Below are 20,242 nucleotides of genomic sequence, written 5' to 3'. Positions count from 1 at the left end.
ATCCCTTCTGCCCTCTTCATACCGTTTGATTGGGTCTATTAGCAAGATTTAAGCCGTTTCTTCTGGCTTTACTATTATTTTTTGAGGGCAGACCTCCCATGCAAACCAATTCTTTCACTGTGGCAACCGACACTGCTTTTCATGTCGAGAAAGCAAACTACTACTATGGTTCGAACCTGGCGGTTCGTGATGTTTTTCTAGAAATTCCCAATCGCAAAATTACGGCGTTTATTGGACCATCAGGGTGCGGCAAAAGCACGGCATTGCGGTGTTTTAATCGGCTGAATGACCTAATTCCGGGTGCCCGACTTGAGGGCCGGATTACCTATAACGGCGTCAATATTTACGACAAAAGTGTTGACCCAACCGAGTTGCGTCGCCGTATTGGCATGGTTTTCCAAAAACCAAACCCATTCCCCAAATCAATCTACGAAAATATTGCATTTGGTGCCCGGATCAACGGCTACAGAGGCAATATGGATGAACTGGTGGAGCGATCGCTCCGGGGTGCTGCTCTGTGGGACGAAGTCAAAGATAAGTTAAAAGAAAGTGGGTTGTCGTTGTCTGGAGGTCAGCAACAACGGTTGTGTATTGCGCGGGCGATCGCCATTGAGCCAGAAGTATTGTTGATGGATGAACCGTGCTCTGCGCTTGACCCGATTTCGACACTACGGGTAGAAGAGTTGATGCATGAGTTAAAAGAACGCTATACCATCATCATCGTCACCCACAATATGCAACAGGCATCTAGGGTGTCGGATATGACGGCATTCTTTAATGCTGAGGCAACACTGACCGGCGGCAAAATGGGGTATCTGGTAGAATACGCCCCTACTCAAATTATTTTTAATAGCCCGACGCAAACGGCAACGCAAGATTACGTCAGCGGTCGATTTGGTTGATGATAGCGGTGTGCAAGTTTGTGTTCAGTACAGAAACAGTGTTATGGGGCGCGGAGCACCCCATAACTCCGCACTGAATCAACCTGCACAGCGCTATGCGTTGGTGATGGGGCTGAGCCGCAGGGTTCATGTTCAAATGCATCCCCAGCATCAACACTGCTGAGTTCAGATTAATCAGATTAAAACGATAAAAGCCCCGCAGTGCGGGGCTTTTATCGTTTTAAAGACCTGGAGATATAGTAGTCGAGGAGTTGATTAAGATAACGGTTGTGTGAGAACCCGCGCTCTGCGCGGGTTCTCACACAACCTCCTGATCTAGCCGTCTCGGCGGTTGCTATAGCGTGGCACGCTAGAATGCCCAGTTCTGGAGGAAGGAGCATCGCGTACCTGAGAGATTGGAGATTTCTCTTGCACGCGATCGCAGATCAACCTGTGTTCCGCATTCCGGCAGCGATGCCGTTAATCGTTAGCAGGGCACCGCGCAACAGTTCACCCCGGCTATAGCGCGAACGAATTACCCCAGACGCTGCCTGCGACTTGTGTTGACGTAGACGTTTTAGCAACGAAACTTGCAAGAAGCCCAGGGGCACAATGGTGCCATTGCGCAGTTGCACCGAGCGCTGAAGGTCGGGGTCGCCATCCAATAGCCGCTTATGACCTGTAATCGTGAGTACCAGATCACGGGTGAGATAGTATTCTGCGGCAATTTGCTTGAAGACTTTCTCAAAGCGATCGCGATCTTCAGGTTGGCTAAGTTCTTGCACATAATGATGGGCAATCTGTAAGTCCACCTTCGACAGCGTCATTTCGCACTTCGAAATTGCCATCTTAAAGAAAGGCCATTTGTAATAGAAATAGCGCAGTAGTTTTAGATGTTCTTCGGGCTCATGCTCTAAAAAGTCACGAATAGCCGTTCCGACGCCATACCAGGACGGCAACAGAAAGCGGGTTTGCGTCCAGCTAAACACCCAGGGAATTGCTCGCAAACTGCTCAGATCCCGCTTACCGCCGCGCCGCGCCGGACGAGAACTAATTTGCAATTGGCTAATTTCGTCGATGGGTGTGACCTGATGGAAGAAATCGACAAAATCGGGCTGTTCGTAAATCAGACCCCGGTAGTGAGAGCGCGATCGCGCTGCCAACTCTTCCATAATTTCGTGCCAGGGCTGAATATCATCAAAGCCATTGCGCAACAAACTGGCTTGCAATACGGCTGTGGAAATGGTTTCCAGGTTATAGATGGCTAATTCTGGCAAATTGTATTTAGAGGCTAGTACTTCACCTTGCTCGGTGATTTTAATCCGTCCATCAATGCTGCGACCGGGTTGTGCCAGGATTGCCTCATAGGCAGGTCCGCCGCCGCGCCCCACGGATCCACCCCGACCATGAAAGATGCGCAGGGCAATGTCATATTCATCGGCAGTGCGTTGCAACGCTTGCTGAGCTTTATGAATTTCCCAGTTGCTACTCAAAAAGCCAGAGTCTTTGTTGCTATCGGAATAGCCCAACATCACTTCTTGCAGCGAGGTCTGGGTTTTCAGTTTCGAGTTTTGTAAGTCAGCGTCTAACTCAGGTTCTACCACTTTGACTTCTGCACTCTTGGCATAGCCGCCAGCGAGATAAGAGCGGTAAAGGGGCAGTTCAAACAACTGACGCATCACCGTTGGGGCACGCTGCAAATCTTCGACCGTTTCAAACAACGGCACCACATGCAGACTGCCAATTCCGGTTGCCGGATCGTAAAGACCTGCTTCTTTAGACAGCAATAAGACCTCCAGTAAGTCACTGGCATGGTGGCTCATGCTGATGACATAGGTCTGACAAATTTCAGATCCAAACTCTTGATGCAGCTTGCGCACCATGCGAAACGTTTGGATCGTCTCGTTGGTTTTTTCGGAAAAGGGTAATTCTGTGGGAATTAAAGGACGACGGGTTTGCAGCTCAGTGGATAACCATAGCGATCGCTGTTCTTCCGACAATTCGTTATAGGAAGTCGGCAAGATTTGCAGATAGTCGGCAATTTCACTCAGCGCATCCGAATGACGCGAACTTTCCTGGCGAATATCTAAATGCGCCAGATTAAACCCATAAATTTCCACCTGGCAGATGAGATTTTCTAAATCACGGCAACTTAGCCCGGTTTCCTGCAAATTTCGCTGAATCATTTGCAGCGCTGCCAGAAAATCTTTGCCCGACCGATAAATCGTTGCCGGATTAATCTCAATCGTGTCGTCTTGCAAATAGTCGCCGTTATAGAGTTTGAGACTGCGATCGCGCGTATTTTCTAACCGTTTTTGGATATATGCCAGCTTCAACCGATAGGGTTCCTGGCGATAGCGAATCGCCAGCTGTTCGTAAATATCTGGCATTTGCACCTGGTCTTGCTCCAACGATTCCAGCAAGTCTGGCAAGACATCACTCCAATGCAACGATAAACTCAACAGGTTAATTAGATTTTTAACCGATTGAATATATTTTTCTAAAACCAGATTGCGTTGGTAACAGGCAGTTTTCCAGGTAATTTGGGGCGTCACAGACGGGTTGCCATCGCGGTCAGACCCAACCCAAGAGCCAAACTTACAAAAGTCGTACCGGGGTGGTTGCAAATGGGGGAATGTATTATGCAATGCCTGCCGCAAGCGATGATATAGCTCAGGAATCACATCAAACAAAACTTCCTGGAAGTAATGCAGCGTATAGTCTACTTCATCTAAAACCGTGGGTTTGAACTGATGCAGTTCATCGGTGCGCCACCACAACCGAATTTCTTCCATCAGCTGATCGCGGAGCATATCGACTTCCCAGGACGAAGATAAGCCGAGCGGTTGCAACCCTTCTTCGACCTGATCAAAATTACGCAGAATTTTAGCAATCCGGCGCTGTTTATCTCGGATCGTATGCCGCACAATTTCTGTGGGGTGTGCCGTAAACACTAACCGCACATCTAGATTATTAATTAAATGTTGGATCTGTCGGGGGGGGACATTGAGCGTACGCAATTTTGGAAACAGCGTCTGAAAGGTCGCAGGTTCCCGTCGAACGGCACCATCCTCGTAAAAGTTTTTCTCAAGGAAATCGGCGTGCAGCCCACTACCCTGCGCTTCTGGATCGAGATAAATGGGTTCTTCCGGCTCAACTGGACTGGGTTTTTCGGGTGTTCGAGACAAGCCTTCGACCGCGCGCGATTGGCGTTGCCCGCGTTGTTCGTAGTGTTGTTCGACAATGTTAATTAACTGAAAGTAGAGGGCGAAAGCGCGTGCTGCACGAATGGCTTCGTTTAAGTCCAGCTTTTCTACTAGCTTTAAGGCAGTGACCTCAACCGATTCTGGCACCTGCCCTTCAGGTGAACACATCGATCGCAACTGCCTTAATAAATCCACAAGTTGTTGACCACATTCTTGCTGTAAAACAGACTCCCACAAGTCCTCTACAATCCTGAGGCGATGGCGCAGGAACAAGTCTGAGGCAGAATTTGGCGTTTCTTGACCGACTTGAGATTCTGAAACAGTGTCAGGGCTTAGAGTGTCTTCTGAAGAAGCGCGAGTCGATGTCATAGTTATCCTGCCAAGAATATCTGATAATTTTAGAGGTTTTGCCTTCTCTAATCCAGGTCTTTAGCGGATTCTGTCGCTGTCTAAGGAATATCTTCAGGATCGGTGAGAAGGATGGATGAGTGGAGGAAGAGAAAACGATAACCCCAGAGATACCACGAATATCTCACGTTTATTGCGATCGCTTTGACTGCAATCATCAAAACTTACTTTGTCTACCCCGATAAAATTAATAAAAGATTTAAATATCACCCAGGCAATTTTTAAAAAGCCGATGAAGATTTTTCAGGATGCTTTTATCTCCTATGGACGAGCTGACAGCAAGGCATTTGCCACAACATTACATGATCGGTTGATCGAGCAGGGCTTAGGGATTTGGTTTGATCAACACGATATTCCGTTAGGTGTGGACTACCAAAACCAGATTGATGACGGCATTGAAAAAGCACATAACTTCCTCTATATCATTGCTCCCCATTCCGTTAACTCCCCCTATTGCCATAAAGAAATTGAGCTAGCCCTGCGTCACAACAAACGGATCGTTCCTCTGTTACATGTGGAACAAATCAGCGCTGAACTTTGGCAGCAGCGTCATCCCCAGGGCACAGAAGAAGAGTGGCAAGAGTATCAGGCGAAGGGGCTGCATTCTAGCTTCCCCAATATGCATCCGACCATTAGCAAAATCAACTGGGTTTATTTTCGGGAAGGGGTAGACGATTTTGAGCAGTCGTTTGCTGGTTTATTAGAAATTTTTGAGCGCCAACGCCACTATGTAACCCAACATACGTATTTTTTAGCAAAGGCGTTGGAGTGGCAACGACACCATAAAGAGTCTCGCTATTTGCTGGTTGGGGAAGAGCGAACAGCAGCCGAGCAGTGGCTCAAAATGCGCTTTGATCAAGAGCAAGCGCCCTGTGAACCGACGGATTTGCATTGCGAATTTATTTGTGAGAGCATCCAAAACGCCAACAATTTGATGACCCAGGTGTTTATCTGTCACTCCACCCCAGATCGGGCGGTGGCAGAAACCATTGGTAAAATTCTCTTGCGTGAGAGCATTACCATCTGGACAAGTGACCTCGATATCAAAAAGGGAGTAGCCTTTCAAACTGAGATTAATCAGGGGATTGAGCAAACCGACAATCTTGTGTATTTAATCTCGCAGAGTTCGCTTCAGTCTTCCTATTGCCAGCAAGAACTTGCCTATGCCTTAGACTTGCACAAACGGATTCTACCCGTGTTGGTTGAACCGCTCGATCTGCAAGAGATTCCAGCCCATTTGCGATCGCTCCAGTTAATCGATTTAACGGGCTATATCCAGGAAGGCGATCGCCAGGCGATTGACGAATTGCTAAATACCCTGGATACAGACGCCCCGTACCACGAACAACATAAGATTTTACTCACCCAGGCACTGAAATGGGATCGGCAAAGCCGCAATTCCAGCATTTTGCTGCGAGGCTATAACCTCAGCCATGCCGAAGCCTGGCTAAAAATTGCTCAACAACGCCCAGACTATCCACCAACGCCCCTTCAGATAGAATTTATCAGCGAGAGTTTAAAGCAACCCCCCAATCTCACCCTGGAAGTTTTTGTTTCTTACTCGCGCACTGATTCAGACTTTGCCCGCAAACTCAACGATGCCCTCCAGATCCAGGGTAAAACCACCTGGTTTGATCAAGAAAGCATTGCGTCCGGTACAGACTTTCAGCAAGAAATCTACCGGGGAATCGAAACCTCTGACAATGTCTTATTTATCCTTTCTCCCAGTTCGGTCAACTCACCTTACTGTGCCGACGAAGTAGCATATGCCGCGAAGCTCAATAAGCGGATCGTCACGGTACTGTATCGTCCGATAGACCTGGCGACCTTACCTGTCGCACTTTCTAGCGTGCAGTGGATTGATTTTAATCGTCATAACGGCGATTTCTATGCAAATTTCAACGAACTGGTGCGGACGATCGACACTGACCGAGAGCATGTACGAAACCATACGAAATGGTCGTTGCGATCGCTGGAATGGCAAGACAAAGGCAAAAATCCCGACTTATTGCTACGGGGCACTGAGTTTGCCGTAGCGGAAACCTGGCTCCAAGAGGCTCTGGAGCGTGGTAAACAACCCTCTGCCACCGATTTGCAAAGCGAATTTATCCACGCCAGTCAACGGGCGATCGCCGCTGAACAACGCCGCGACAAAATTCGTCTGTGGATTTTACGCAGCCTGCTGGTTTCGGTTAGCGCTGCCTTAGTAGTTGCTGTGCTCCAGTGGCGTCGTGCCGAAGTCGTCGAAGAAGGACAGATCAATGCGCTCAGTCGGTATTCCAACGCTTTGTTTGATTCTGATCAAGCCTTTGATGCCTTAATTGAAGGCATTCGGGCGGGCAGACAACTCAAGCAGCAGTTGGGTTGGACGAGCCAGGAAACGCGACACCGTGTAATTGCAGCACTCTTGCAAGCTTTTTATGGGGTGCAAGAACGAAATCGGTTGATGGGGCACGAAGACTGGGTCAGCAGCGCCCAGTTTAGCCCCGATGGGCAACTCATTGTCACAGGGGGTGGCGATGGCACGATCCGCTTATGGACAGCAGATGGCGAGTTGATTCAGACCCTACAAGGCGATCGCAGCCTGGTTACCAGTGTTAGCGTTAGCCCCGATGGACAACTCATCTTGACAGCCGGGAAAGAAGGCACCGTCAAACTTTGGAGTCGGTCAGGTGAACGGCTGCATACTCTGATCGGTCATCAATCTGCCGTCAACACGGCTCGCTTTAGCCCCGATGGACAGCGCATCGCCAGTGGCAGTGACGATAAGACGATTAGAATCTGGAGTCGCTCAGGTGAATTGCTACAGACGCTGACTGGGCATCAAGATAGCGTTTTGAGTGTCAGCTTCAGTCCTGACGGACAAACCCTCGCCAGTGGCAGCTTAGATAAAACTGTAACGCTGTGGGATCTGTCCGATTCTGGATCAAAACAAGCCCGTCAGACCTTAACTGGACAGACTGCCTGGATCAACAGCGTCAGCTTTAGCCCCGATGGACAAATCCTTGCCTCAGCCAGCGGGGATGGCACAGTCAATCTATGGACATCTGATGGTCAGGTATTACAAACTCTGACGGGGCATCAGGGTGAGGTTAAAAGTGTCAGTTTTAGCCCCGATGGACAGTTTATTGCCACCGCTAGTTGGGATAAAACGGTAAGAGTGTGGGATCGATCGGGGCAACTCTTACAGGTTTTGCAAGGGCATCAAAATTGGGTCAATAGTGTCAGCTTTAGCCCCGACGGGCAAACTCTGATCTCTGCCAGTGATGACAAAACCGTAAAACTATGGTCACGTCCAACCCAAGTGATGCAAATTCTCAACGGGCATCAAGATTGGGTGACAAGTGTCAGCTATAGCCCTAATGGTGATCTACTAGCAACTGCCAGCCGCGACAATACGGTGAAGTTATGGGATACATCAGGTCATCTGTTGCAGACGTTAAATGGACATCAAGATTTTGTCACCCGTGTGACGATCAGCCCCGATAATGAGGCGATCGCCACGGCTAGTAAAGATGGCACTGTCAAACTATGGAATCGAGCAGGACAATTGCTCCAGACCTTACCAGGGCAGGTCGAAGCTGTCGATGTTGCATTTAGCCTGGATGGCACGACTCTGGCAACCGGATATGATGATGGCACCGTAAAGCTATGGGATCGAGCAGGTCACCTGCTTAATACCCTGACAGCACATGCAGATCGAATCACCAGTGTGGCATTTAGTCCAGATGGCAAGATTCTGGCGACTGCCAGCCGCGATAATAGCTTTAAGCTGTGGGATCGATCGGGCAAACTGTTGCATACTCTGTTAGAGCATCAAGACTGGGTCAATGCCATTAGCTTTAGCCCCGATGGTGAGGCGATCGCCACTGTCGGTGGCGATGGTGCTGTGTTGCTGTGGAATCGATCGGGGCAATTGCTGCAAACGCTTCCAGAGCATCAGTCGGCAGTCAATAGCGTCAGTTTTAGCCCCGATGGACAGATCCTGGTTACAGCCAGCGGCGATGAGACCTACAGTAGTGAGAATGTCATCAAGCTATGGAATCGTTCGGGTCAGCTATTGGTAACGCTAACCGGGCATGAGGGTTTGATCACCAGTGTCAGTTTTAGCCCCGACGGTAAAACACTAGCCTCGGCGGGAGCGGATCATCGAGTGATCCGTTGGAATCTTAGCGTCGATCGGTTGGGAGAACAGCGGATTCAAGATTTAACCCTGGATGATGTGTTAAACAAGGGCTGTGCCTGGCTACATGACTATCTAAAATATAGTCCTCAGGTAGATCCTGGCGATCGCACATTGTGTCAGGGTCTGGGTATCCAACACTAACTTTTTTCATTAAGCTTATTTAGCATGTGTAGCAAGGCTCTCTCACAACAACTGCAATCTATGCAGACGCGAAACGCCATATTTTGTCTAGATATAATTATCCTGGAGTCATTGATATGATGACCAATTTTCGATCTCTAAATCTGACTGCCAGCGTTGTTTCAGCGGTGATTGTTAGTCTTGTTGCCTCAGATAATGCCTACGCAATTACGCAGCACCCCTATCAGCTCAAAAATAATCCGCTGACCTTAGCCCAGGCTAATTTTTCTATTCCTGTAGATTGGGATGAAGAGAGATTTGAAGCAGAAATTTATCAGGAGATCTTACGAGATCTGGATGAGTGGTCAGATGTGGATCTCCTGGATGAAGAGATATTAGAAGCTCTGGACGATGATCAGGACTTAGGCGATAGGAACGATCGATTGGGTGAATTGGATGATGACATCGAACGTCAGGCGATCGCCCAAGCCATAAGCGATTGGCAGCATACCGAAACCTATTGCCATGAACACCATGGCGATGCCTACTATGCCGACTTTTCCTTAAGTTCAGATGAGTGGTATTGTGCCGAAGAGGTCTCGCAACTGCCTGATTCAGCTCTGAACAGAATTGCTATCGCACTCAATCCCAAAGCTCTGCCTATAGATGCCATTGCTCAGGGGAGTAGCCAGACTCGACGACCCGCACCTCAAATTGCAGCGGCTACAAGCAATAACGTGGCTGCCTTCCACTATCGACATTAATTCTTATAGCGCTGGGCGGGTTGATTCAGTGCGGTGCTGTGGGGCGCGAAGCGCCCCACAGCACCGTTTCTGTACTTATATGCAAAAAACAAGCCCGGTCGTTTAGCGTCCAGACTTGTTATGGCAATTTACGTAAACAAAACCCTAAGTTTTTTTTATAGTCCCGTCGGTTTGACAACCATCCAGCGTCCCGTTTCGGGATCTCGATAGGTTGTAAATGGATTAGTTTTTAATACTTTTTTGGGCTGTTGCATGGTTTCAACAGAAGTCGTATATTGTGCGATCGCCGTTGCGATCGCGATGTCGTTGTCGGATAGATACGTGACAGCCATAAATGCACCCCTCGTCCTGATATAGCTGATCTATTCTTAATACCTTAAACCGCGATTTTAAATCGCAAGATTACGGAAGGGGGAGAGAGGTGAGACCCTCCATTTAGATGAAAATTGCTAAATCAATTCTCATCCAACAACCCGTTGTAGCAGGTGAACGAATAGCTGAATCGGAATTCTAAATAGGTCTGCGGCATGATATTGGCGAGAAAGGTTGATTCCCAATGCTGATTTCACTTCATACAAGCCGTAAATCAACAACAAAATCAAGAGCGATCGCCACAGATATTTAGTCATGAATCTTTGACGTACTACATACCTACGGTTATAGCAAAGGCTCAAGCCAACGTAGCCCGTATTTATCGTGATCTCTCGCTAACATTAATGTATTCTCTGTACCCTTTTGAAATCCCATATTCCATATAGCGGTACGCATTCGGGTTAGGACGGGGTGCAGGGGTGAAACCCCTGCGTGGGGGCACCGCCCCACCTCCCCGATGTCCTAACTAAATTGCGTAGAACCATAACAACGCGGACGTCCAGGGTTATGTCCTAAAAGGTTGTGTGTTTTTTGCTCTGAGTTGAACATATCGAGGTATATTCAACCCCATGCAGACTTCGCAGACACACAAAATCCTAGCTGTTCTTAACGGCAAAGGGGGCGTCGGCAAAACGACGACAGCCGTTAACCTGGCAGCAACACTGGCTGACCAACGCAAGGTGTTGCTCGTTGATGCTGACCCGCAAGCCTCGGCAACATGGTGGGTTGAGCGCCACGAAAAGGGAATGAATTTTGATCTATCGCAAGAAACCAACCCCACCTTGCTAAAAAAATTGCGTCAGGTCAAAGGCTATCAACTGGTGGTCGTAGATACACCTCCTGCCCTCAATTCCAGCGCACTAGCCGCCGTAGTGTCTGCGGCAGATTACCTGGTTTTGCCAACCCCTCCTTCGCCGATGGATCTGACGGCTCTGATTGAAACGGTTAAAACAGCAGTCGTTCCGGCAAGGGTTGCTTATCGGGTACTGTTAACTAGAGTAGATCCACGCAGCCTGAATGAAGCATTAGAAGCCCAAAACACCTTATTAGAACTTGGAATTCCGGCATGTCATGCGTTTATCCGAGCGTATAAAGCACACGAAAGAGCAGCTCTAGAGGGCTTACCGATTGCTCAGTGTCGCGGCAAAAATGCCCGAGAGGCAGAAGCAGACTATCGTCGGGTTGTTGAGGAAATTCAACGAGATTGGAGGAAGTAATGGCTAGGAAACGTCTATCTGACCTATTGCGAGAAGAAGCACAAAAATCAACCGATGCCGAGGCTGAAGCGGCTGAAGCGCAACCTGCCCCAGCGGCAAAACCAGCAACAGCATCTGCAAAAGGGCGATCGCCTGCTGATGCTGCCGCAAAAACTCAGCCTGCGGCGCAGAGTAGCACCAGCAAAACGCGTAAACCCTCATCGGCGGCAACAGCCTCTACTGACTCGGCATCAGACCCTCACGCTGGGGCAAAAACTGCTGAGGTAAACGAGACTCCTCAGGTATCGGTAGAAGCCGCTGAGAAATCTCCAGATTCAGCAGCACCACCCCAGTCTGAAACTGCTTCCCCTGCCCCCGCTGATGCAGAACTCTTAACCCGCATCGCCACGCTCGAAGCAACCATTGCCACCTTGCAACAAACCATCGCTGCCGCAGACGATAAAGAGCGTTTGTTGCAACGGCAAGTCATGGATTTGGCAGCCAAGTTAGACGAACAGCGCACCCTGGCAGAGAAACTGCAAGCCGACTTAGCGCGGGGGCGTCAGGCTGAGGTGAAGCCAGTTGCAGCAAAACCGGCAAGCCCACAACGCACGGACGTACCTTTGAAATTACCCCACGCAACCACTGCACCTGCTCAATCTGAGCACTCAACCACGCACTACATCGAACTCAAAAAAGTGCTTCAGCATCCAGTGCGCCCCGAACCCCCTGCCAGCCGCCTATCGAATGACGACATCGGTTGGTTTGACTGAGATGAGGGTGCAAGGTCGGGTGCTTGGCACCCGACCTTGCAAACGGTGTTGAGATGAGAAAAGGTTTTGTCTGCGGCTTTGCCGCAGACAAAACTTTTCCATAAAATCTAGGGTCTGGACTGGGGTACGGAGTGCAGGTGGGGCTGAAAGCTGGCAACCACTCGCCCTGCCCCTCTCAACTGCTGGTAGTACGTCTGACTGATGCGATCGCCCTGGTTAGATAAGCAATCGATGCCAATGCCATTGCGACCCTGATCTTTGCCTGAGCTGTGAATATAGTAGCGATCGCCCAGGTGGATACCGACATGGGTGCAACGTTCTGGCGTGCCAAAAAAGATTAGATCCCCAGGCTCCAGTTGCTCCAGCGAGACAGCTTGCACAAAGGCTTCTTGTTGGTACGCATCTCTGGGAAGCCAAATATCCATCGCGGCAAATGCCGTTTGCACCAACCCAGAACAGTCGTAATTCGGACCGACAGTGCCACCCCAGAGATAATGGTTGGTTTGCTTCATCGCCGCATAGGCAAAGTCGATAACTTTAGGCAGACGGGTTCGAATGGCAGTTTCAGAAAGGGCGATCGCTTCATAGGGAGTATCTGCGATCGCCAGTAAATCTAGATCCTCAACCGCTAACCAGCCTGGATAATGGTCTTCGCAAAGCCGCACTGGAATTGCTGTGTGGATTGATCGATCGATTGACGGATCAATGGACTGGATGATCAGGTGCCGTTTGGCGATCGCCTGAGTTGTTAACCCTGTCAGGCTAGGAGAGTCATAAAGATTGAGGTTTGCTTGACATTGATATTCTTGCAAAGGCTGGGCAGCAAAGGTCTGTTGGAGAGTGGCGATCGCAATCATGGAAGGTGAAACATTTGTGGACAGATAGACCAGTGGATATTAGATCAGGATGGTGAATTGAATAAACCCCAATTCTGTTTGAGAGAGCGACGGCTCCGCCGTCGCTCTCTCAAACAGAATGGCAGGTCAATTAATCTGTGATCCCAACGATCTGTGATTCCAAAGGTGCCGTATGACATAGATATCATCGTGGATTCAGTCTCGCTAGATTTTCCCTTGCAGGAAAACTCCAGGTTCCAACGCAAACAGGGTTTAGAATGGCAATTGCGTGTGTTTATCGAAGTGTGCTGGAATAGTCAGGTGCAACCCAAAGACACATTGCAATTCATGCCTGACGGTGAGGTATATTGCCGCAGCGCATTGGCTTAAGTTCTGAAGCATAGGGTACAGTGACACCATTACTGCCGGGGAGGCTCATCTCCACATTCCCTTAGCTTCAAGCGATAGGCTAGCACAGTATAGAAACACAAGGATCGGGATTCATGGTAAAGGATGCAGGCGATCGATTTTCAGAAGCGTTTAACATCAATCTCAAGAATGGCACAGTCATCCTCAGCAATTCGCTAGACAAATCTGACCAGCTTGACTTCTACAAAATTCGTCTGACACGGGCAAGCAATGTCAGTGTCCGACTCTCGAACCTGAAAGACGGAGATAATGCTGACCTCGGCATCTTTGATCCAGACAGCAATGAAATTGATGTGTCTGAAAATGAAGAAAATGCGGGTGAGGTTGTGCGGCGTTTGCTGCCAGCAGGCACTTACTTTATTCGGGTTAACCGCATTGATGGAGATATTAAAAACTACCAACTGGGAATTTCTATCTTTCAAGATGCAGGGAACAGTTTTTCCAACGCTCAGCTCATTCGCACCACTAGAAGCCAACTCAAGGGCAGTTTTTCTAACAGCGGTACCGTCGATAATGAAGATAAATTTGACTTCTACAAAATTCGGCTCTTCCGCCGCAGCAAGCTAACGGCGATTTTAGATGGGCTTCAGTCCAACACCGATCTGACATTATTCAACAGTAAAGAAAAGCGAGTTGCTTTTTCTGACAACCGGGGCAGAAACGCAGAATCGATTGAAAAAACATTGGGCGCAGGTGTTTACTACGTGCGGGTGAATCGAGTTACCGGCAATTCTAACTACCGCCTAAACGTGTCATTTGAATAAGTAAAGTGCTCATCATTTGGGAAGGTGCTTTTTAACAATGCCGATTTTGGCTGCACAATTTACCTCTCCGGGTCCTATTTTGTTTGAATTAGGGCCATTAGCGGTGCGATGGTATGGCTTGCTGATTGCGTCTGCGGTTTTGCTGGGAGTCACGTTGTCTCGCTATCTGGCGTCACGGCGGCATGTTAACCCCGAACTCATGTCAGATTTGGTGATCTGGTTGGTGTTGGCAGCTATCCCCTCTGCCCGTCTCTACTATGTTTGGTTTGAGTGGGATGCTTACTCTCGCCATCCCGAAGATATTGTGGCGATCTGGAAAGGCGGAATTGCTATCCACGGGGCAATTTTGGGAGGGGTATTGGCAACGCTGGTGTTTGCCCGTCTCAATAAATTATTCTTCTGGCAAATTGCTGACCTGGTAGCCCCATCATTGATTTTGGGGCAAGCGATCGGACGGTGGGGCAATTTCTTTAACTCTGAAGCCTTCGGTCGCCCAACGGATCTACCCTGGAAACTTTATATTCCGGTTGAACACAGACCTCGCGGCTATGTTCAGTTTGAATATTTTCATCCCACATTTTTGTATGAGTCGCTTTGGAATTTAGGTGTCTTTTGCTTGCTCATCGCTCTATTTTTCTGGGGCTTGAAAGGCAAGGTGCCCTTACGATTGGGGACGCTGTTGCTGGTCTACATGGTGATGTACAGTACAGGGCGCTTTTGGATCGAAGGGCTGCGGATGGATAGTTTGATGCTGGGGCCGTTACGCATTGCCCAGGTCGTCAGTCTTACCGAAATTAGTTTGGGGCTGTTGGGTTTGGTTTGGCTGTATGGGTTGAAGCGATCGCTTCCTGATGTCACTTCATTTCCCAAACGAAGAGCCAGAGTTGAATTAAAGTAGTCCGCCAGACCCTCTACGATGTTTGATTTGCGGATAGCGGTGTTTGTTGCGTACAAGTAGGGCGTTGTGGGGCGCTCCGCACCCCACAACGCCCTACTGAATCATCCAGAAAGGTAATCTTTCGGCAGGTTCTTTTGAATCATGCTTCTAACCGTTGCAGCCTCATATTGAGGTGGGATAAGTCAATCTCGCCAACGGCTGTAAGATGGGCTTCTCGCCCGCCTTCAGCGGTCCATCCTAAGGTCATGTTTAAATAACTGGGTGGCAAATAGGGTAGACGGTCTGCCCACTCGATTGCCACAATCCCCAAAGGGGTCTCAATGCCTTCCCAGTAGGTTTCTGGATAGAGCGATGTCACGTCTGCGGGTTCCAAGCGGTAGAGGTCGAAGTGGTAAAGCGGAATGCGACCTTCTAAATATTCATTAATCAAAGTAAATGTAGGACTGGCGATCGCATCGGTAATTCCTAACCCTTGACCGATTCCCTGCACAAGTGACGTCTTACCGCTCCCCAAGTCGCCTTGCAACAGCAGCACAGTGCCAGCAACAAGCGATCGCCCCAGCAGTCTACCCAGCTGATTGGTTGCCTCAGCACTGGGCAAGTGAATAATGGCGGTGTCCGGTGTCTTGTCCATACTTCGATCTAAAATGCATTGCTTTGAAAGGTGGCGTTTTCCTGTCAGAAAAACGCCACCTTTGACGTAGAAAGTGCTGTAAACGCAAATTAGGGACGCAGAAATCTGCGCCCCTAACCTTCTACAATCTGCTAACTACACGGTATCAATTTCTAGGTTGATATCTTGAACGCGCTACTTAGTTATCGTACAACCGGCACTCATCTGCATCTGGATTAGCATCGCAATATTGCTCCAGGGAAGTTTTAGGCTCTTCCTTTTCGCGTTGGTGAGACGCTTCAGCTTGTAACTCTTCGACGACATCCCATGCTGCGGCACATTCGGCTGAATTTGCCCCACTGACCTCGCAAACAACGCGAGCTTGGTCTCTTTCTTCTTGAATCTGGTTATGAATATCGCTCATAAGATCCTGCTATCCCAATCAATTTCATCAATACAAAGGGTATAACTATCCCAAGATAGCTCAGCCCGTCAACTAACCCGATCAACTCAATGTATCAGGTGTTAACCTAATCTTCAGTAATACATATACTGAAGAAACAAAGGCTGAATCGAGTGCCATTTCTTAAGATTTAACCCTCTACAAATTGTAAAGGGTGAGCAACTAGGATGACTCAATTTCGATCTTAGCCTTGCCAGACGCTTTTAGCTCGTAACGATTGTTACCAAAATTTAATGGTAGCCACAATAATGAGTTATACGTGAGAGTTTGGTCTTAGGGTAAACTTAATGCCTAACCAACTCCTGCCTTTTACTTAACCGAGTAAGCGAACGGTGTCATCCAAATGGTGGAACCCATGACTGAGCAAATGAAGTGGGCTAGTGCTTTATCGACCCGTCCTTCTCTGGAAGCCGCTCTTAAAGAGGTTGTCGAGCAGGCTCAGGTTTCGTTGGGAAAACCTCCAGATTTGGCATTGCTATTTATTTCTGCCGCGTTTGCTAGTGAATATTCTCGTTTGATGCCATTGCTGCGCGACCAACTTTCGGTTCCTGTACTCGTCGGCTGTAGTGGGGGCGGGGTAGTTGGCACCGATGCCGTTGGGCAAATTCGTGAAGTCGAGCAACAAGCGGCGCTCAGCCTCAGTTTGGCGTATTTGCCAGGAGTAAATATTCAGGCGTTTCATATTGCCAGCGGAGAGTTACCTGATTTAGATAGCCCTCCCAGTCGTTGGATAGATTTAGTCGGGGTTTCGCCCGCAGAGCGCCCTAGCTTTGTTTTGCTGTCAGATCCGTTTTCGTCTGGCATTAATGACTTATTGCAGGGCTTAGATTTTGCTTACCCCGGCTCCATTAAGGTCGGTGGATTGGCAAATGTGGGTTCGGTTTCCAACGGCAGCAGTTTATTTTGCAACTACAAAACTTACCAGGAAGGCACGGTTGGCATTGCGTTGAGCGGCAATATCATGTTGGATGCGATCGTGGCACAGGGGTGCCGTCCGATAGGGCAGCCTTATCGGGTCGCAGAAGGCGAGCGTAATATCTTACTCAAATTAGAAGAACCCGTTGCTGTGGGTGCCGGTAGACAGCCAACCCGCACTCCGTTAGAAGTGCTTCAGGAAATTTTTCAGACTTTAAATGAAGACGATCGCCAATTAGCCCAGCATTCGTTATTTGTTGGCATTGCCCAGAGTGAATTTAAGCAAGAGTTAGAACCCGGAGATTTTCTTGTTCGCAATCTTTTAGGGGTTGATCCTCGAAACGGAGCGATCGCCATTGGCGATCGCATTCGTCCGGGTCAGCGGATTCAGTTTCATCTGCGCGATGCCCAGGCATCTGAAGAAGACCTGAGTGCTATGCTCAAGCGCTACCAAACCCAGTCTCTTCCCAATCAAGCCTCTTCGGTTGGCGCACTCATGTTTGCCTGCGTCGGGCGGGGTGAAGGGCTGTATGGGCGACCCAATTTTGATTCCCAGCTATTTCAGCGTTACCTCAACGATGTTTCGTTAACGGGCTTTTTCTGTAACGGCGAAATTGGTCCCGTAGGCAGTGCCACCTTTTTGCATGGTTATACCTCGGTCTTTGGCATTTGCCGCCAGCCCTAGAGTCGGTTTTCAAGTTGTTTTTTCGTGCGCTTCGCGCACGAAAAAACAACCCTCTTGGCGAGTTTTAAAAGCGCCCTAATGTTGCAAACACGAAATTTTGCAAAATGGGGGTTTGGGGGCTGCGCCCCCAAGAGGGGATTTTACCCCCTCCACCCCCTCTAAAACTTTAAGTTGGTGTACTAGTCATCCTGGCTGTTCCAAGGTGATGCATAGCCCATAGCCAAGAGATTTAACAAGCGTGTTGCCATGAAGAAATTATGGATTACGGGGGCAAGCGGGTTTTTGGGCTGGCATCTGTGCCACAGTGCTCAGCAAACGTGGCAGGTCTACGGGTTGTATCGCTCTCATCCGGTGAAAATTCCCGGAATCAAGCCGCTTCAGGTTGACTTGACCGATACTCAAGCCCTGCACTCCTTATTTCAACAGATTCAACCCGATGCAGTGATCCATCTGGCGGCACAATCTAGCCCCAATCTTTGTCAAACCCAGCCCGAACAGTCTTATGCCATCAATGTGACAGCGTCGATCACGTTGGCGACCCTTTGTGCCGATGCTGCCATTCCCTACGTATTTACTTCGACCGATCTGGTATTTGATGGGCAGAATCCGCCCTACTGCGAGACAGATTTGGTCTGTCCAGTCAATGTGTACGGAGAGCATAAGGTCGCCGCTGAACAGGGGATACGAGCGTCCTATCCCAGGGCAGCGATCGCCCGGATGCCGCTAATGTTTGGCGCTGCACCCACGGCACCCAGCTTTATTCAGCCGTTTATTCAACAACTGCGATCGCACCAGGATCTGAAGCTCTTTACCGATGAAATCCGGACGCCAGTCGGTGGCTTTACCGCTGCGCAGGGACTATTATTAGCGCTCGAAAAGGTTCAGGGCATCATTCATCTGGGCGGCAAAGAACGACTATCTCGCTACGATTTTGGGCGATTAATGGTCGAAATTTTAGACTTACCAGGCGAGAAACTGTTGCCCTGTCGTCAAGCCGATGTGCCGATGTCAGCACCGCGTCCGGCAGATGTTTCGCTAGATAGTTCCCTAGCATACAGTTTGGGCTATCAAACCCGGACTATTCGAGAAGAATTAACAGCACTCAAGGGAACGGTTTAATAGTCTGCAACCCAATACTTTTACAAAAAACGACGGCTCTTTAGGGCGAGATCAGGGCTTGAAACTGTTCGTTGTCACGTAGCGGTTCGAAGGCATTGTCTGTTTTTGTCGCGTCCTTAACTTTGTCGGGATTAAGGGCGATCGCTTTCTCTAGTGCGGTTAAGGCTGGAGCTATCTGGTTTTGGTACGCATAACAACGGGCTTTGCCAAACCATGCCAGGTAAAAGTCGGGCTTTAGATCTGTCAATTGGGTGTAAGCGGCGATCGCTGCCTCATATTTTTGCATGCGTGTCAGTACCAAACCCTTACCAAACCAGGCTTCTGAGAAATCGGGTTTGAGCGTTGTTACTTTCTCGTAAGCGGCGATCGCTTCATCGTAGCGTTGTAGTTTTGCCAGTGCTGCGCCCCGACTTAACCAGGCTTTGAGATTCTCCGGTTCAGCGGTGATTGCTTTTTCGTAAAAGGCGATCGCGTCTTCGTACTGGCCTTCAAAATAGAGCGCTTTACCCTGCTCCACATAATCGTTGGCAGTAAACGACAGACGAGAATTTGCGGATTTGAGAATTTCTAACTGCTTGGTCAGGGTTTGAATTTTTTGGTGAACTTCTGGACTGGTCGAGTCGCGGATAGGAGACGGCAAAATTTGAGCCAGCTCTTGAATAATCTTGTCTTTTTCCTTTTGCGCATCAGAAAATAGGCTTCTGAGCTGATCCAGCTGCGCGGCAAACTCTGCCTTTAAATCCTCAATTTCTTTTTGAAAAGCGGCTGCTTGCTGCTTCAGTTCTTCGGCAACCTCGGCGGAAAGTTGTTTCTCCACTTCTTCCTGGAGTTGTTTGCGGGTGTCTGCCACAATCTGGTTCAGCACACTGCGCCGAATAAACCAGATACCTATCCCTGCCAAAATCGGCATGGCAGTTAAAATCACCAGCAATACATTCAACAACGTTGTCGTGTGGGAAAAGGTGCGATCGACCTCAACCTGAATTTGCTCATGAATTGCCAAACTCTTTTCGATATCGTCTTCTACCAATCGTTGGAGTTGCGTGTCATCGCGCAGGCGTTCTAGCTTTTCCCACAGCGATGTGGAGCCAGATGACGAATTGACAGAAGAAGATTCCACAGGTGAAGGGGTTTGGGCGATCGCAGTCCCTGGCATACCACTCCCAAAAATTAGAGTGATGACCAAAACCATTGCCCAAAATCGTTTTGTGTTCATGAACAGATCCGGCGATTCCACATAATGACTATACCCAGAGGAATTAGACGCTGTCAGCATTCTCCTAAAGAATGGCTCATTCAAACCATAGGCGATGCCGCTTTTGATCTGGGTGCTGCGCTTCGCGCAGCACCCAGATCAAATTAGAGTAAGCGATGGTTAAACCACTGCCGATTACCGAGTGAATACGGTAGTCTGGGTTGCCTGGCATCTTGTATACTATCTGACATTAAGAAGGGGAGTAGCTGCTGGGATAATGCCAGCCCACCTGAATCAACATACTGGCGATGAGCCTGGTTCTGGTGACGATTTGCTAATAGCCAAGACGTACGGCTAAAAGTTTTTTAATCGCAAGCGAGACCTTCACTGAGTCCACGATTCGATCGAATGTGGGCTTG

17 protein-coding genes are annotated in these 20,242 nt (G+C 48.9%); 10 read left to right on the top strand and 7 right to left on the bottom strand.

Translation table 11 applies throughout. The features are described 5' to 3' along the window. Positions 1 to 98: 98 nt before the first annotated feature. Positions 99 to 902, top strand: coding sequence for a phosphate ABC transporter ATP-binding protein PstB (pstB, locus tag ACR6Z4_RS09355; RefSeq protein ID WP_479716987.1), 804 nt, complete (start codon positions 99 to 101; stop codon positions 900 to 902). A gap of 425 nt (positions 903 to 1,327) precedes the next feature. On the opposite strand, the gene ppc is transcribed toward pstB, so the two are convergent. After that, positions 1,328 to 4,456, bottom strand: coding sequence for a phosphoenolpyruvate carboxylase (gene ppc / locus ACR6Z4_RS09350; RefSeq protein WP_479716986.1), 3,129 nt, complete (start codon positions 4,454 to 4,456; stop codon positions 1,328 to 1,330). 271 nt (positions 4,457 to 4,727) lie between these two features. On the opposite strand from ppc, the gene ACR6Z4_RS09345 reads away from it, so the two are divergent. After that, positions 4,728 to 8,822 carry a TIR domain-containing protein gene (locus ACR6Z4_RS09345; RefSeq protein WP_479716985.1) on the top strand — a complete coding sequence of 1,365 codons (4,095 nt, stop codon included), beginning with the start codon at positions 4,728 to 4,730 and terminating at the stop codon, positions 8,820 to 8,822. A gap of 116 nt (positions 8,823 to 8,938) precedes the next feature. Beyond that, entirely contained in the window at positions 8,939 to 9,565 is a 627-nt protein-coding gene (locus tag ACR6Z4_RS09340) for a hypothetical protein (RefSeq protein ID WP_479716984.1), read from the top strand. Positions 9,566 to 9,720: 155 nt separating this feature from the next. On the opposite strand, the gene ACR6Z4_RS09335 is transcribed toward ACR6Z4_RS09340, so the two are convergent. Next, positions 9,721 to 9,897 carry a hypothetical protein gene (locus tag ACR6Z4_RS09335; RefSeq protein WP_479716983.1) on the bottom strand — a complete coding sequence of 59 codons (177 nt, stop codon included), beginning with the start codon at positions 9,895 to 9,897 and terminating at the stop codon, positions 9,721 to 9,723. Positions 9,898 to 10,026: 129 nt separating this feature from the next. After that, positions 10,027 to 10,194, bottom strand: a complete 168-nt coding sequence (locus tag ACR6Z4_RS09330; protein ID WP_479716982.1) for a hypothetical protein — start codon at positions 10,192 to 10,194, stop codon at positions 10,027 to 10,029. Positions 10,195 to 10,506: 312 nt separating this feature from the next. Between ACR6Z4_RS09330 and ACR6Z4_RS09325 the strand changes: the two genes are divergently transcribed. Together ACR6Z4_RS09325 and ACR6Z4_RS09320 are read left to right on the top strand one after the other, a co-directional pair. Then, positions 10,507 to 11,154 (top strand): AAA family ATPase, encoded by a 648-nt coding sequence (locus ACR6Z4_RS09325; protein WP_479716981.1) that lies wholly within the window; start codon positions 10,507 to 10,509, stop codon positions 11,152 to 11,154. Beyond that, on the top strand, positions 11,154 to 11,906 hold the full coding sequence (locus tag ACR6Z4_RS09320; protein WP_479716980.1) for a hypothetical protein: 753 nt from the start codon (positions 11,154 to 11,156) through the stop codon (positions 11,904 to 11,906). The genes ACR6Z4_RS09325 and ACR6Z4_RS09320 overlap by 1 nt, the downstream gene beginning before the upstream one ends. 107 nt (positions 11,907 to 12,013) lie before the next feature. Here the strand turns inward: ACR6Z4_RS09320 and ACR6Z4_RS09315 are convergent, their stop codons facing one another. Next, positions 12,014 to 12,763, bottom strand: a complete 750-nt coding sequence (locus ACR6Z4_RS09315) for a C40 family peptidase (RefSeq protein ID WP_479716979.1) — start codon at positions 12,761 to 12,763, stop codon at positions 12,014 to 12,016. A gap of 189 nt (positions 12,764 to 12,952) precedes the next feature. Between ACR6Z4_RS09315 and ACR6Z4_RS09310 the strand changes: the two genes are divergently transcribed. From ACR6Z4_RS09310 to lgt, 3 genes are all read left to right on the top strand, one after another. Further along, positions 12,953 to 13,132 carry a hypothetical protein gene (locus ACR6Z4_RS09310; RefSeq protein ID WP_479716978.1) on the top strand — a complete coding sequence of 60 codons (180 nt, stop codon included), beginning with the start codon at positions 12,953 to 12,955 and terminating at the stop codon, positions 13,130 to 13,132. Positions 13,133 to 13,245: 113 nt separating this feature from the next. After that, entirely contained in the window at positions 13,246 to 13,935 is a 690-nt protein-coding gene (locus ACR6Z4_RS09305) for a PPC domain-containing protein (protein ID WP_479716977.1), read from the top strand. A gap of 37 nt (positions 13,936 to 13,972) precedes the next feature. Beyond that, on the top strand, positions 13,973 to 14,833 hold the full coding sequence (gene lgt / locus ACR6Z4_RS09300; protein WP_479716976.1) for a prolipoprotein diacylglyceryl transferase: 861 nt from the start codon (positions 13,973 to 13,975) through the stop codon (positions 14,831 to 14,833). Between the two features lie 139 nt (positions 14,834 to 14,972). On the opposite strand, the gene tsaE is transcribed toward lgt, so the two are convergent. Continuing rightward, complete coding sequence (gene tsaE / locus ACR6Z4_RS09295; RefSeq protein ID WP_479716975.1) at positions 14,973 to 15,467, bottom strand: tRNA (adenosine(37)-N6)-threonylcarbamoyltransferase complex ATPase subunit type 1 TsaE; 495 nt, start codon at positions 15,465 to 15,467, stop codon at positions 14,973 to 14,975. A 178-nt stretch (positions 15,468 to 15,645) separates the two neighbouring features. Then, entirely contained in the window at positions 15,646 to 15,870 is a 225-nt protein-coding gene (locus ACR6Z4_RS09290) for a CP12 domain-containing protein (RefSeq protein WP_479716974.1), read from the bottom strand. 394 nt (positions 15,871 to 16,264) lie between these two features. Between ACR6Z4_RS09290 and ACR6Z4_RS09285 the strand changes: the two genes are divergently transcribed. After that, complete coding sequence (locus tag ACR6Z4_RS09285) at positions 16,265 to 17,509, top strand: FIST signal transduction protein (RefSeq protein ID WP_479716973.1); 1,245 nt, start codon at positions 16,265 to 16,267, stop codon at positions 17,507 to 17,509. Positions 17,510 to 17,755: 246 nt separating this feature from the next. Continuing rightward, positions 17,756 to 18,628, top strand: a complete 873-nt coding sequence (locus ACR6Z4_RS09280) for an SDR family oxidoreductase (RefSeq protein WP_479716972.1) — start codon at positions 17,756 to 17,758, stop codon at positions 18,626 to 18,628. Positions 18,629 to 18,668: 40 nt separating this feature from the next. On the opposite strand, the gene ACR6Z4_RS09275 is transcribed toward ACR6Z4_RS09280, so the two are convergent. Further along, the gene (locus ACR6Z4_RS09275; RefSeq protein ID WP_479716971.1) at positions 18,669 to 19,844 is read right to left on the bottom strand and encodes a tetratricopeptide repeat protein; all 1,176 of its coding nucleotides are present in this window, start codon (positions 19,842 to 19,844) and stop codon (positions 18,669 to 18,671) included. Positions 19,845 to 20,242 lie beyond the last annotated feature (398 nt).

This window comes from Calyptranema fuscum S582, assembly GCF_055793305.1.
The sequence above is the reverse complement of the archived record's forward strand: the minus strand, read 5'-3'. Positions and strand labels throughout refer to the sequence as shown.

Excerpts from the sequence above, each read along its gene's own strand:
- ACR6Z4_RS09345 (WP_479716985.1), top strand. The coding sequence starts at position 4,728 with ATGAAGATTTTTCAGGATGCTTTTATCTCCTATGGACGAGCTGACAGC.
- ACR6Z4_RS09280 (WP_479716972.1), top strand. The coding sequence starts at position 17,756 with ATGAAGAAATTATGGATTACGGGGGCAAGCGGGTTTTTGGGCTGGCAT.
- ACR6Z4_RS09285 (WP_479716973.1), top strand. The coding sequence starts at position 16,265 with ATGACTGAGCAAATGAAGTGGGCTAGTGCTTTATCGACCCGTCCTTCT.
- ACR6Z4_RS09315 (WP_479716979.1), bottom strand. The coding sequence starts at position 12,763 with ATGATTGCGATCGCCACTCTCCAACAGACCTTTGCTGCCCAGCCTTTG.
- ACR6Z4_RS09290 (WP_479716974.1), bottom strand. The coding sequence starts at position 15,870 with ATGAGCGATATTCATAACCAGATTCAAGAAGAAAGAGACCAAGCTCGC.
- ACR6Z4_RS09335 (WP_479716983.1), bottom strand. The coding sequence starts at position 9,897 with ATGGCTGTCACGTATCTATCCGACAACGACATCGCGATCGCAACGGCG.
- ACR6Z4_RS09330 (WP_479716982.1), bottom strand. The coding sequence starts at position 10,194 with ATGACTAAATATCTGTGGCGATCGCTCTTGATTTTGTTGTTGATTTAC.
- ACR6Z4_RS09340 (WP_479716984.1), top strand. The coding sequence starts at position 8,939 with ATGATGACCAATTTTCGATCTCTAAATCTGACTGCCAGCGTTGTTTCA.
- lgt (WP_479716976.1), top strand. The coding sequence starts at position 13,973 with ATGCCGATTTTGGCTGCACAATTTACCTCTCCGGGTCCTATTTTGTTT.
- tsaE (WP_479716975.1), bottom strand. The coding sequence starts at position 15,467 with ATGGACAAGACACCGGACACCGCCATTATTCACTTGCCCAGTGCTGAG.
- ACR6Z4_RS09305 (WP_479716977.1), top strand. The coding sequence starts at position 13,246 with ATGGTAAAGGATGCAGGCGATCGATTTTCAGAAGCGTTTAACATCAAT.
- ACR6Z4_RS09320 (WP_479716980.1), top strand. The coding sequence starts at position 11,154 with ATGGCTAGGAAACGTCTATCTGACCTATTGCGAGAAGAAGCACAAAAA.
- ACR6Z4_RS09325 (WP_479716981.1), top strand. The coding sequence starts at position 10,507 with ATGCAGACTTCGCAGACACACAAAATCCTAGCTGTTCTTAACGGCAAA.
- pstB (WP_479716987.1), top strand. The coding sequence starts at position 99 with ATGCAAACCAATTCTTTCACTGTGGCAACCGACACTGCTTTTCATGTC.
- ppc (WP_479716986.1), bottom strand. The coding sequence starts at position 4,456 with ATGACATCGACTCGCGCTTCTTCAGAAGACACTCTAAGCCCTGACACT.
- ACR6Z4_RS09275 (WP_479716971.1), bottom strand. The coding sequence starts at position 19,844 with ATGAACACAAAACGATTTTGGGCAATGGTTTTGGTCATCACTCTAATT.